This window comes from Suilimivivens aceti, from assembly GCF_025567405.1.
Lineage (GTDB): Bacteria > Bacillota > Clostridia > Lachnospirales > Lachnospiraceae > Suilimivivens > Suilimivivens aceti.
Genome location: NZ_JAOQKJ010000005.1, coordinates 202900 through 215610, shown reverse-complemented (window position 1 = coordinate 215610; position 12711 = coordinate 202900). Strand labels below are relative to the sequence as shown.

Annotated in this window: 11 protein-coding genes, 1 pseudogene and 1 riboswitch; of the genes and pseudogenes, 2 read left to right on the top strand and 10 right to left on the bottom strand. The window is 42.4% G+C overall.

What is annotated here, in order from left to right; genetic code table 11:
- Positions 1-45: 45 nt before the first annotated feature.
- On the bottom strand, positions 46-129 hold the full coding sequence (locus tag OCV77_RS16650; RefSeq protein ID WP_262574494.1) for a putative holin-like toxin: 84 nt from the start codon (positions 127-129) through the stop codon (positions 46-48).
- 137 nt (positions 130-266) lie between these two features.
- Between OCV77_RS16650 and OCV77_RS07610 the strand changes: the two genes are divergently transcribed.
- The gene (locus OCV77_RS07610) at positions 267-1661 is read left to right on the top strand and encodes an esterase/lipase family protein (protein ID WP_262574400.1); all 1395 of its coding nucleotides are present in this window, start codon (positions 267-269) and stop codon (positions 1659-1661) included.
- Positions 1662-1732: 71 nt separating this feature from the next.
- Here the strand turns inward: OCV77_RS07610 and OCV77_RS07605 are convergent, their stop codons facing one another.
- The 3 genes and pseudogenes from OCV77_RS07605 to OCV77_RS07595 all read right to left on the bottom strand — a co-directional run bounded on the left by OCV77_RS07605 (position 1733) and on the right by OCV77_RS07595 (position 4574).
- Positions 1733-2584 (bottom strand): DUF11 domain-containing protein, encoded by an 852-nt coding sequence (locus tag OCV77_RS07605; protein ID WP_262574399.1) that lies wholly within the window; start codon positions 2582-2584, stop codon positions 1733-1735.
- Between the two features lie 515 nt (positions 2585-3099).
- Positions 3100-4332: pseudogene (locus OCV77_RS07600) on the bottom strand (sirohydrochlorin cobaltochelatase); the annotation flags it as partial.
- Between the two features lie 95 nt (positions 4333-4427).
- Positions 4428-4574, bottom strand: a complete 147-nt coding sequence (locus OCV77_RS07595; protein ID WP_262574398.1) for a hypothetical protein — start codon at positions 4572-4574, stop codon at positions 4428-4430.
- Positions 4539-4726: riboswitch (cobalamin riboswitch) on the bottom strand. Its footprint overlaps the gene before it by 36 nt.
- A gap of 207 nt (positions 4727-4933) precedes the next feature.
- On the opposite strand from OCV77_RS07595, the gene OCV77_RS07590 reads away from it, so the two are divergent.
- Positions 4934-5689, top strand: coding sequence for a YoaK family protein (locus tag OCV77_RS07590; RefSeq protein ID WP_416910409.1), 756 nt, complete (start codon positions 4934-4936; stop codon positions 5687-5689).
- 600 nt (positions 5690-6289) lie between these two features.
- On the opposite strand, the gene OCV77_RS07585 is transcribed toward OCV77_RS07590, so the two are convergent.
- From OCV77_RS07585 to OCV77_RS07560, 6 genes are all read right to left on the bottom strand, one after another.
- On the bottom strand, positions 6290-7222 hold the full coding sequence (locus OCV77_RS07585; RefSeq protein ID WP_262574396.1) for a Fic family protein: 933 nt from the start codon (positions 7220-7222) through the stop codon (positions 6290-6292).
- 988 nt (positions 7223-8210) lie between these two features.
- A complete protein-coding gene (locus OCV77_RS07580; RefSeq protein WP_262574394.1) occupies positions 8211-8960 on the bottom strand; it encodes an alpha/beta fold hydrolase in 750 nt (249 codons plus the stop codon).
- 135 nt (positions 8961-9095) lie between these two features.
- Positions 9096-10214, bottom strand: coding sequence for a 5-methyltetrahydropteroyltriglutamate--homocysteine S-methyltransferase (locus OCV77_RS07575; RefSeq protein WP_262574393.1), 1119 nt, complete (start codon positions 10212-10214; stop codon positions 9096-9098).
- A gap of 133 nt (positions 10215-10347) precedes the next feature.
- A complete protein-coding gene (locus OCV77_RS07570) occupies positions 10348-11253 on the bottom strand; it encodes a LysR family transcriptional regulator (RefSeq protein ID WP_262574391.1) in 906 nt (301 codons plus the stop codon).
- Between the two features lie 35 nt (positions 11254-11288).
- Positions 11289-12167, bottom strand: a complete 879-nt coding sequence (locus OCV77_RS07565) for a DMT family transporter (RefSeq protein ID WP_262574389.1) — start codon at positions 12165-12167, stop codon at positions 11289-11291.
- Entirely contained in the window at positions 12151-12696 is a 546-nt protein-coding gene (locus OCV77_RS07560; RefSeq protein ID WP_262574387.1) for an LOG family protein, read from the bottom strand. Before OCV77_RS07560 ends, OCV77_RS07565 begins: the two co-directional genes overlap by 17 nt.
- Positions 12697-12711 lie beyond the last annotated feature (15 nt).

Below are 12711 nucleotides of genomic sequence, written 5' to 3'. Positions count from 1 at the left end.
CCTTGTGTTGGTAAAAAATAAACCGCAACTTGGGAGAAGGGCGGTTTATTTTTTTGCTATCTTGTAAACAAGACCTATGATCGCAACAATAAGTAATCCAAACTGAATCAACGTATCATATGTAACCATAGCGCATCCCTCCTTTCTCTCGATTGGAGAGCAACCGCCAGCCGTATCGTGTAATACCTTTTCCTGTCATCTATTATTTCAATTTATCGGTATTTTGTCAACATAAAACGCAAAATCATTTTTAATAAATAGAAGCTATGAAAAAACTACCATTTATCCTTTTAAATTTTCTGATCATCCTGTACGTCAACTTCATCTCCCTTTACCTGGAGATTTTTTATCATGTCCGGGGTGCCGGTGCCGTATCCGGCATGGTCCTCTTTGATTTCAGTCTTCTTTTTAACCTGCTGCTTGCAGTCTTTCTGCTGGCTAATATCTGGATCAAAACAAAGAAGACCCCAACGAAGACCATTTATCTTCTGCACAGCGGCAGCCACCAGCTTGTCCTGTTTCTGACTTCCCTGTGTACATCCCTTGTTCTTACCCTGTGTATTTTCCCCGGGCTGTACAGGGCAAACCAGTCTGCCAGAGATATCAAAACCACTGCCATATTGGGAATCATCAGTCTGATCCATATCATTCTGGCAGAAACAATCCTCTTCTGGAATGGCATGATCCGCATTTTTGTTTCCTCGACCCAGCTTGGCATCAAACGGCGGATTCTGTCTGTGATCTGTGCCTGGATCCCTGGTCTGAACATTTACTACCTGACGAAAATGATACACATTACTTCACTGGAAGCTGAGCAGGAGACAGAAAAATGGGAACTGAACCAGGCCAGAAAAGAAAGCAGAGTCTGTGAAACCAAATATCCCATTCTTATGGTACACGGTGTTTTCTTCCGGGATTTCCGGTATCTGAACTACTGGGGCAGGATCGCTCCGGAACTGATCCGGAACGGTGCCTGTGTTTATTTCGGCAACCAGCAGTCTGCCGCTTCTGTGGAGGAATGTGGCCGTGAGCTTGCAGAACGGATCCAGCAGGTCTGCAAGGAAACTGGCTGTGAAAAGATAAATATTATCGCCCATTCCAAGGGCGGTCTTGACAGCCGCAGTGCCATCACACACTTTGGGGCAGCCCCTTATGTCGCTTCACTGACGACGATCAATACACCACACAGAGGCTGTCTGTTTGCAGACTATCTTCTTTCCCGTATTCCGGAAAAGACAAGAAATACGGTAGCCAGAACTTACAACAGCACACTGAAAAAGCTCGGCGACCATGATCCCGATTTTCTGTGTGCCGTAACAGACCTGACTGCCTCTGCCTGTGAAGCCTTTAACCGGAAAACACCAGATATGCCGGATATTCTTTATGAAAGCGTCATGTCTTATTGCAAAAAGGCAAAAAGCGGAAAGTTCCCCTTAAATATGAGCTATCCGCTGGTAAAACATTTTGATGGAATTAACGACGGTCTGGTTTCTGTAGATTCTGCCAGATGGGGCAGTCATTTCACTCTGATCGAGCCTGCCGGCAGACGGGGTGTTTCCCACGGAGACATGATCGATCTTTACCGGGAAAATATTTCCGGCTTTGATGTAAGGGAATTTTACTGTCAGATCGCCGAAAATCTGAAACGCAGGAGTCTGTAACCCCTGCGCTTCTTGTTCTCTTATTTCTTTCTGAAATTCTTTTTCTCCGGTATTTTTTGTGAAATTTATACTTAAATTGTTCCTGTAATGACCAGTGTAGATACACCAGGACTGATACTCCATACTCCCGTTTCTGCATCCTGTACAAAAGATGCCGCAGGTACAGTAACCTGACCGGCTACAGTTGCAAAGGTTCCTGTTGCTTCGTTATAGGTATAGCCTGCCGGACTGCTGAAGGCTGTTCCGTTAAAGGAAACAGCAAGATTACTGAGAATCGGATCAAACTGATCCGTCACAATCACGCCGGTTGCCTCTTCTGCCGCAACATTACCTATATTCTGGATCAGGAAGGTATAGGTCAACGTTCCGTTCTCTGTCACCGGAACCGGACTCACTGATTTGGTGATCATCAATACAGGAGCACTTTCTGCCTGAATCGTTTCCTCCGCCTGAACAGCAGTGATACCATTTCCAGAAACCGTAACGGTATTCACAACGGAAGACTCTACAGAAAGCGGCGCATAGCGATTGACAGCTGCTTCATAGATCAGAGTGATATTTCCATTGGCCGGAATGGTAAGACCTGCTACCACAAGCGGAGGTCCTGCCGTAACAGCAGGTGTTGCCTGTACCACGCCATTCACATAGTACTTGGCTGTCCCGGCGATATAGGTAAGAGGCACCAGTGTATTCCCTCCAAAGGGATACGCTCCCAGATTGTCTGTTACAGTAATCCCCGTAAAGGGCACCGTACCCGCATTTACTATACTGACAATATATGTCACACTGTCATTTTGTCCATAGGTATTCCTTACTGCAGTTTTGGTCACTGACAGTACCTCCAGAATTTCTCCTACTGCAATATTGGAATTGCTGACTGCATCTCCATAACGGATCTGCGCCTGATTCGTAAAACGTGCCATATAATATACTATCCTTTCTTTCGATCTGGTATAGTATATTATATGGCACGTTTTGTATTTGTTTCGGCAAATACCGTCAGTTTTCACCTATATCTTCTTTAATCCTCCAGCGGCTGCGGATCAGATACGCTTACCCTGTGATCATACCATACACCCTTTTTTCCGATCAGCGCCAGATCAAATTCCTTATCCAGACTTGTTACCGGTATATCAAATCCGTAAACCTCTTCTGTGGTTCCATCACTGTAGGTAACAGTATCTGTCGTAGGCTTAAGAAGCTTTGCTCCGCTCTTCTTTGCATCCTCTGCCTTGCCTACAAAAAGATTTACGATATTCTTGGATGGCATGCTGACGTGAAGTGTCATTTCTCCGTTCTCTACAGTAAGAAGGCCTCTTCCGTCATATGCTTCATTTGCATGGAACATACTGCTGTCTGTATTGAACTCAGCCATATAGTCGCCGTCGGATACAGAGGCAGCAGAGGCCTTAGCCTCTGCTGTAACTACATCACCAAGTGAATCAATTGCTGCTTTGGTATGATCTACATAGATCTGCTGAATTGCTTCAATCTCACCAAGACCTGCGATCTGTGTATCGATCTTTTCGAATGCTCCGGAAGCCTCAAACATGCTCTTCCAAGAATCATCATCATCGCCTGCCATATCATTATTGGCATGGTCACCGGCAACTACCATAAGAGGTCTTAATACCACCTTGGTATATCCGGCATTCTTTACACTCTCAATGACAGCTTCGCATGCTGTCTCTTCCGGTTCACCTTCTACGGTTCCGATAAATACATTATCATAGCCAAGATCTGCCATCTGGGCAGCCATCTGGCTGTAGCTTACCTTTGCAGTATGAGAAGTACCATGTCCCATGAATACAAAGGCTGTTCCATCTTCCTTTGCTGCTTCCAGAGAATCAAAGCCTGCTGTCTTAACTGCTTCTGCTGTAATGGCCTCAGCAACCTTTGCCTTGTCTTCATTTACTACAGATGCATCACTTCCAACCTCACCAAGAAGAGGCTCTGCGATCACAAGATTTTCAAACTTGTCTTTGTAATTCTCTGCAGCTTCTGTCAGTTCATCATATTCAGCACCATGCATTAAGTGAGTGGGCTGGATCACCAGATTCTTAACACCATTGTCTACTGCACGCTCAAGTGCCTGCTCCATATTATCGATCTTCTCACCATCTCTTGCCTGTACATGGTTGATAATAATCTGTGCTGTAAATGCTCTTCTGACTGACCAGTCAGGATAAGCTGCCTGCAATGCCTTTTCTACACCACCAATATCAGCTGCTCTGCTGTCATTAAAGGAAGTACCAAAGCTTACAACAAGAAGCTCATTCTCTCCGATGCCATCTTCATTCAGTGGATCGTCCTTGGATGCATCTCCGGTATCCCTTCCGAAATAATCAGGATCCGCATTTTCACCCTCTACCAGCTCCTTCTGCGCATCTGTCAGTGCATCCCAGCCAGCCTTTGCTGCCTCACACTGTGCATCTGTTTCATCTGTTCTCTCCTGGACATAGATCGCATCGATCAGTGCGGCTACCGCATCTGCTGCTGCCTGATCATCCACTCCCTCTGTTGCGTCCGCTTCTTCTGCTGCAGGCTCTTCTGTCGCTGCCGCCTCCTCTGCCTGTGCACCTTCTGCTGTTTCGCTGCTGCTTCCGCATCCGGCAAAAAGAGAAATGCACATTGCCCCTGCCAGAAGCAGGGCTAATGTCTTCTTTTTCATACTCTTTCTCCTCCTGTATGATTTTTATTTTCATAGAAAATAAATACTGAAAATCTGCCACAAGCAGTCTTCCTGCATCTTCATAAAAAACTCCGTCAGGAAATCCTGACGGAGTCATTGTACGCAAATAAATCCATCTGCAATTGTCTTCTGACAATACAGACAGCATCTGACAGTACGACCAATACCTCGTGATCCGGAATCTCTTCCTGTACCAATAACTGGCAGGTTTCCTGGCTCAAAGATCCTCATCCGGCCATCACCTTCCCAATGCTTTTCACATCAGTGGCAATCTTTCTCGATGACCGCACTCCCTTCTCACAGTGACGAGATCGCACAGGACTTACACCTGTTTCCCTTTTAACCCTTGTGAACCGGATCCTTCTGCAGTCATGCATCCAATCCATATGATATTCACGCCGGCACCAATTACCTTTCCTATGAAACTGGTATCTATACTATCATGTTGCCTGTATTTTTGCAACATTTCATCCAAATCCTCCACAAAAACTCAAAAATGTAGTAAAATGCAATTAAGAAATTTCCATCCGGAGGTAATATCATGCCTGTACTCGCAAAACATTATACATCACGCAGACAAATGTCCGAATCCCTTGTGACCGCTGCCTTTCTTTCTGTATCCGGCGGTCTTCAGGATGCCTATACCTATATTTCACGCGGAAAGGTATTTGCCAATGCCCAGACAGGCAATATCGTCCTGCTAAGCCAGCATATCTGTGACGGGAATTTCCGCTCTGTTATGCACTACCTGGTTCCTCTTGTGTTCTTTGCCCTTGGCGTTGCAGCTGCAGAGCTGATCCGCCAAAAATACCAGCTTGCCAGACGCATCCACTGGCGGCAGCTGGTTTTGATCATAGAGATCCTTCTTCTGTTTCTTGTGGGATTCCTGCCTGAGGCATGGAACCTCATTGCAAATGCTATGGTATCCTTTGCCTGCGCTATGCAGGTACAGGCTTTTCGTAAGGTCAACAGCTATGCCTTTGCCAGCACTATGTGTATCGGAAATATCCGCAGCGGTATGGAATCCCTGTGCGCCTATCATAAGACTCATAACAGGAAGACCCTGTTCAAATCCTTCCACTATTTCGGTGTGATCCTTCTATTTGCCCTTGGCGCAGGACTTGGCAGCCGCTTTATCCTGTTATTTGGCATGAAGACAATCTGGCTATCCTGTCTTTTGCTTCTTGTAAGCTTCTCTCTGATGTTCATCAGGGAAGAGATTGACGAACACCCTGAACTGAAGCAGGAAGAGCAGGCCATTCAGAATGATCTGCATGATATCCGCAAGGAAGCTGCTGAAATAGCCCATATCCTGGAGAACGATGACCCCAAATAATCGCCTTTTCTTCATCTTGGAAAGGGATTTCCTCACAGGCTCGTAATACCTTCCAGAAAATCTGCCACAGACTCCTCTACATACGGTAGTAACAAAATGGAGCGATGCAAAGAAAAAATAGTATGGAGAATTGAAGAACTGAAACAAGGGCGCTCGCTAGTGAATATTAGGGAGTGTTTTTGTTGGTCTTTTTTACATTTGAACGCTTGAGTTATGACTAAAAGCAAGTTAAACTTAGTCATAGAAGATTTTGGAAAGGCAGAATGATATGATTTATACAGATATCCAATTTAAAAAAAGATTTCTCAGATGATGGAAGCATTTGAAAGTGAAACTGAACTGCTTTTCTATAACCTTAATGGCCGAGTCCATCTCCTCTTTCGAATAAACGGAAGATATCCCATAATCAATTTGTACTTTTGCCATATCCCCTTTTCCGCATCCAACAAAGAAAAGAACCATCGCAAAGCAAAGCGCTGCAGTCATATTTTTTTCATGATAAAACCCTCCATAAACTCAAATATTATTATATCCAAAATGGGGATCTTTCTCCATTAATATTTCACTATTTTTTCACTATTTTCTGGAAAATATAGACTTTTAGCTGATAGCTTTTATAATTTGCTTCTCATGATCTTTAGTAAACTCACTCAATTCATACGATCGGATTCTCTTATTAACTAATATAGGGATCACAAACCCATTTTTTACCAGTATCGTTAGTCTGTTAATAATCGTTTTATTTGTTACCGACAATTCTCTGCTAATTTCGATCGGAGTAAATTCTCCCCGATAGTTTTTCATTAAAAACAGTAATAGCTCCTTTTCTTTTCCCTTCAGAAAAGATAGACTTCCTGCAATATCTTCCTCTTCAGAAGCCAACTGTAAGTCACAGACTTTTCCCGAATACAGTTTCACCATTCGCAGAAAATAATTAATCCAGATCTCCGGATGCGGAGGATTCTCTCTTCCGGAATAATACAATGCCGGAAGTCCCATCTGAATGGATTTATAATATTCATCTATATCGTATGCAAAATATTCTTCTAACGATCCGATTCCATTAAATCCGTAACCGTTCAAATCCATAATATAACCGGATAACAGTCTTGCAGTTCTGCCATTACCGTCTTCAAACGGATGTATTGTTACTAATTGATAATGCACCACGGCTGCTACGATCAGAGGATGGTCATCCGTTGTGTTTACATACTCCACTAATTCATCCAAAAGTCCCGGAATGTCACAATATTCCGGGGGAATATAATCCGGATTCCCTGTTTTGGAATCATACACTGCAAACAGAACTCCGGGCGGCATAGATCCTCTGAGACCTATTTTTTCTTTGGAAGCCCCCTTTTCCACCAGTTTCTGTACATCTAAAATAAGTTTCTTGGAAAATTTTTCTTTATTCTTTACCTTTTCTTCGAGATAATTCAACGCCAAAAAATAATTCCGGACCTCCTGCTCCGGTTTCAGATAATGCTTTCTTTCATCACTTTCTATTACTTCATTCACCTGTTTTTCCGACAAGGGGTTTCCCTCTATCTTGTTCGAGGCATACGAACTTTTTTTCTTTGAATTTTTGCGAAGCTTATTCATAACTGTTTTGGAGAGTTTTACTGACGATACTTTATATCTGTTCCGCTCAATTTCTGTAATATATCTTAAAATCTCGTTCGTCAAAGTCACTTTTATCATATAAAAAAGCCTCCCCTTCAAATATTATTATATCCAAAAAGGAGAGCTTTTTCCATTAATATTTCACTATTTTTTCACTATTTTCTAGTTCTTAGGCTCCATTCCGTTTTCGATACAGCTCGTTGCAAAGGTATGACGCAATCCATGAGGTGTCAGCTGTTCAAAAAACCGATCCGGATTCAAAGCCTTTCCTCAGCGAAATACGAGTAGCAATATCTTTCCTGTAGGTCTGTTGATATACAAGTACATCATAGACTTTTTTAATCATTGGAATCTTACGAAATCCTGCCTGTGTCTTAGGCTTGGTGCACAACTTGAATTTACAGAACAATTTCCCATAACAAAGATGAAATAAATGGTTGAAGGAAGAACATAATAAGTGCTACAGATACACATATTATGTAAAAGTCACTCATTTTTGAATTTGAAAAGATTCGCTTCGTAAAATTATCAGTTATCCTATATACAATAAAATATCCAATTATAGTACCAAGAGTATTTGTAATAATATCGTTTATATCACTGGTTCTAAAAGTAATTTTAATGTTTCTAAATTTATCCCACAATATCGGCAAAAAGAAACCAAATGGAACAAATAAAAGTATATTCAAACAAGCATTAACGAAATCCGAAACCATATTCAAAAACGGGATAACGTTCACTGCAAAATCAATTTTCAGAGATGCTATATTAGGGAAGCCAACAAGTGCTAAGACTGCAGTAAAATAAAACCCAAATACCATATAAATAATAGTTCGTTTCCAGCTATGAAAATATAGCAGGCATAGTACCCACAGCAAAATCAGAAATCGGGCATCCGTCAAAGACTGCTGACCATTTCCTCAAACAGTTCCGGTTTTAATAAAACCAGTCCCGCATGTCCTAATTCCGGTAATACTGTAAACGCAGTCTGAGGGAATTTACGCTTCATATAATCTATGTCCAGTTTTCTCTCTTTTTCCTCGTTCTTTGCATACCAGTAATGGATCTGTGTATTTATTTCCGGAACAGGATCAGGAACTTTATAGTTATTGCACGAATCAAAGGTCCGCCATAATGTCTTTCTGCTGCAATGTCTCAGAACATCTGCTACATACTGCAGATCCTCTTTAGAATAGTCATCTGTCGCAAATGCTTTTTCCAGCAGACCCACGCCGCCTGTTCTTCCGATCATCATCATGAGATAATCCTTAAGGGCAATAAACCGTGTCACAATCCACGGCAGCTGATACGGTGTGATGCCGCCATCCATAACGCAATGCTTTATTCTGATCTTTTGTCCAAGCGCTGTCATCAGTGCAATGGAACCTCCCATGGAGCAGCCATATACCGCATATAATTCTGTATAACCCTCTTCCTTCAGCCAGACATTTAATTCTGCAGCGATCTGCTCCACGCTGGTAAAATCACTGTTATTCTCAAAATCATAGCCGGGAAGCGCCGGAACAAGCAAATGATAATTCTTCTGCAGCAGAGGAATCACATTCTCAAAATAATCCCATTTTACAACTGATGGATGAATCAGCAGAATGGTTTCCTTATTTTCTTTTCCAAATTCATGGATATTCATTACTATATATCCTCTTCTCTCGTTTTCTTTTATTATATTTCAATCCCGTATACCCCACAAGTCCCTGAAATCCGTTGAAAACAAGAAAAAGAGCCAGAACGAAAATCCATCCTGACTCTCTCAATATCTGTCATTTTATTTTCCCCAGACTTCTTCAGCAATTTCCCTGACAAGCTTTAACTTTGCCCACTGTTCTTCCTCCGTAAGCTTATTCCCAATCTCACAGGAAGCAAAACCACACTGCGGACTTAAGTACAGTCTGTCAAGCGGTACATATTTTGCTGCTTCGTAGATCCTTGCGATCACCTTTTCTTTCTCTTCCAATACCGGAGATTTGGTGGTGATAAGCCCAAGAACAACCTTTTTCTCACCTGAAACCTCTGCCAATGATTCAAATCCACCGGAACGCTCGTCATCAAATTCCAGATAGTAAGCAGATACATTTTCCCTGGCAAATAAGGTTTTTGCTACGCTGTCATAAGCACCGCTGCTCGCATAAGTAGAATGAAAATTGCCACGGCACACATGGGTATTGATCACCAGATCATCCGGTTTTCCTTCTATGGCAAGATTATTGATCTCCAGTAGCTGCTCCTTTATCTTCTCAAGTCCTGCTTCATCAGTTCCAAACAGCGCACATGCTCTCGGATCCACCAACATTCCAAAGGAACAGTCATCAAGCTGAATGTTGCGGCAACCTGCTTCATATAGATCCGCAATGACCTTCTGATATCCTCTGGCAATATCAGTAACCAGTTCATCTGTATTTTCATAGTATTTTTTTGTATTATCAAGGGCAAATGGCATGATCATCTGTTCCAGAAACTGTGCCGGTGCAGGAATCGTCTGTTTTGCCACAGTATTTTCATCTTCCAGCGCCTTGATGAATTTAAAATGCTCTACAAAAGGATGTCTGTCCACAGAAACTTTTCCTGTCAGGTAAGTATCATCTATCATAGCTGCTTCCCCGTGGAATGGCAGTCCTGTTTCTGTTTTGGAATGTCCGACTCCCTGAAATCCCCACATAAAATCAAGGTGCCATGTAGCTCTGCGGAATTCTCCATCTGTGATCACATGGTATCCTGCTGCCTTCTGCTTTTCCACAAGCTTCAGAATACAGGTATCCTCAACTGCTCTCAATTCTTCAGCCGTAATCTTTCCTGCCTCGAACTCAGTCCTTGCTTTCTTTAATTCCTCCGGTCTTAAAAAGCTTCCTACAAAATCATATCGAAAGGGTGTCTGCAAATTTTTCATCTTTTTTTCTCCATCAGTAAATATTTTTCTTCATTATAAATGGAGCTTTCCCGTCTGAAAAATACATAAAAATAAAGGTTGTCCATAGTTTTAAGCTATAGCAACTCTGCTTTTTAAAAATATACCGGACATTTTATTTTTCTGTTATGTATGCCTGCAGTGCTTTCAGATAGGAATCTCCCAGCCTGCTGAGGATCCCCTTTCTGTGGGTAATATAACCAATATGCATATCATCCTCATCTGCCAGCGGAACTGCTATGATATCCTTTCCATTCAGCTTTTCATCAATCACACCGCTGCACACCGTATAACCGTTAAGTCCGATCAGAAGATTGAAAAGTGTTGCCCGATCCCGCACTCTGATATTTTTCTTCCGCTCTGATTCCGAAAAAATTTCTTCCGAAAAATAAAAAGAATTATGCTCTCCCTGCTCAAAGGATAAATAGGGATACTGCTCCAGCTCCTTATTGGTGATCACACTTTGCCTTGCAAGCGGATGTTCTCTGCTGATAAATACATGCGGCTTTGCTGTAAACAGCAGATGAAATTCCAGATCATGAGATTTCAGAAGCTTTCCTATCACCTTCTCATTAAAATCATTCATAAACAGGATTCCCAGTTCACTTTTCATTCTGACCACATCCTCAATGATCTCATAAGTCTGTGTCTCTCTCAGACTAAAATCATATTCATCCTGTCCATATTCCTTGACCAGGTCAACAAAAGCATTAACGGCAAAGGAATAATGCTGGGTGGATACACAGAACTGCTTTTTCCCACCATGATTTCTTTTATACTTGTCTTCCAGAATGGCTGCCTGCTCCAGCACCTGTCTTGCATAGCCAAGGAAGTCATTACCTTCCCTGGAAAGGCTGATTCCCTTATTGGTCCTGTTAAAGATGACGATATTCATTTCCTTTTCCAGCTCATGAATGGCATTGGTAAGGCTGGGCTGGGAAATATATAACTTATTCGCCGCTTCTGTAATTGTTCCTGTTTCCGCTACTGTTATCACATATTTTAACTGCTGCAGGGTCATAACTTTCCTCCCATTTCTGTCCTACTTTTACATTTTCAACCGGTCTGATCTTTTTCTTTTTTTCGCCGGATCAGGAACATGGCAATTCCCGCACCACAGATGATCAGATATCCGAGGATACTGATGACATCCGGCACTTCTCCCAGAAAGATCATGCCAAGCAGGGCAGCAAATACGATCTGCGTATAATCATATACAGACAGTTCACTGGCAGGTGCATAGGTGTATGCCGCTGTAATGGAAAACTGTCCCAGTGTTGCGGAAAGACCTGCCATTAAAAGTGATACAAGCTGCCACCATGTAAGCGGCTGATGATCAAAAATAATAAACGGGATCGCACATACACAGGAAAATACAGAAAAGCAGAATACTATAAGCGGTCCCCGGGCACCAAGTTTTGTTGCCATACGCACGTTAGTATATGCAAGGCCTGCTCCCATCCCACCTAACAGTCCGATAAATGCCGGGAATGTAGCAACGCTGTCAAACCCGGGTCTTAAAATGAATAGTGCACCCACAAATGCTGTCAATACGCAGGCAAACTGATATAATTTGATTTTTTCCTTTAACAGAAAATAAGAAAAAATGATGGCAAAAAAAGGTGACAGCTTATTAAGCATGGATGCATCCGCAATATACAGCTTTCCAATGGCATAGAAGTTTGCAAAGATCCCGATTGTTCCAAACAAAGACCGGAAAAAAATATATTTCCCGGTTCCCTTCGGAATGTTGAATGGGATCTTTTCCTTTTTCATAACGGTAAATGCAAAGAAAACGGCTACCAGATTGCGGAAAAAGCTCTTTTCAATCGCCGGCAGATCACCCGCCAGCTTCACAAACAGATTCATAAAAGCGAATCCGAAGGCCGCCAGGATGATATAAAAAATCCCCTTATATTTATCTTTTATTTTCATGCTGTATGATTCCCTTAATCTCCTCCAGATTTTTTGCGAAATAAATCCCTTGCTGACGCTCCTTGGAGGACAGTCCTTTTTCCTGCATATGCAGAAGCAGCTCCTTCAGGCTATCATAATAACCATTCAGATTATAAAGAATACATGGTGCAGACAGCCATTTCAATGACACCTTGGACATTACCTCAGCAATTTCCTCGAGTGTTCCTGTTCCGCCCGGAAAAGCGATAAAAGCATCTCCAAGCTCGATCATCTTTGTCTTCCGTTCGGTCATATCCTTTGTCACGATAAGCTCTGTCAGCCTGTCATACTCAAAACCCTGGTCTATAAATATCTGCGGTTCCACTCCGATCGCCCTGCCACCGGCATCCAGCACGCTTTCTGCAGCCTCCCCCATAAGTCCGTTTTTTGATCCGCCATAAATAAGTGTATTTCCACTGGATCCTATCCACGTTCCAAGCTCACGCACTGCTTCTTTTAAAAGGGGATCATTTCCCTCATTTGCTCCAAGATATACCGTAATATTCATAATCTACTCCTTTTC

Excerpts from the sequence above, each read along its gene's own strand:
- OCV77_RS07580 (WP_262574394.1), bottom strand. The coding sequence starts at position 8,960 with ATGAATATCCATGAATTTGGAAAAGAAAATAAGGAAACCATTCTGCTG.
- OCV77_RS07610 (WP_262574400.1), top strand. The coding sequence starts at position 267 with ATGAAAAAACTACCATTTATCCTTTTAAATTTTCTGATCATCCTGTAC.
- OCV77_RS07560 (WP_262574387.1), bottom strand. The coding sequence starts at position 12,696 with ATGAATATTACGGTATATCTTGGAGCAAATGAGGGAAATGATCCCCTT.
- OCV77_RS07575 (WP_262574393.1), bottom strand. The coding sequence starts at position 10,214 with ATGAAAAATTTGCAGACACCCTTTCGATATGATTTTGTAGGAAGCTTT.
- OCV77_RS07570 (WP_262574391.1), bottom strand. The coding sequence starts at position 11,253 with ATGACCCTGCAGCAGTTAAAATATGTGATAACAGTAGCGGAAACAGGA.
- OCV77_RS16650 (WP_262574494.1), bottom strand. The coding sequence starts at position 129 with ATGGTTACATATGATACGTTGATTCAGTTTGGATTACTTATTGTTGCG.
- OCV77_RS07605 (WP_262574399.1), bottom strand. The coding sequence starts at position 2,584 with ATGGCACGTTTTACGAATCAGGCGCAGATCCGTTATGGAGATGCAGTC.
- OCV77_RS07590 (WP_416910409.1), top strand. The coding sequence starts at position 4,934 with ATGTCCGAATCCCTTGTGACCGCTGCCTTTCTTTCTGTATCCGGCGGT.
- OCV77_RS07565 (WP_262574389.1), bottom strand. The coding sequence starts at position 12,167 with ATGAAAATAAAAGATAAATATAAGGGGATTTTTTATATCATCCTGGCG.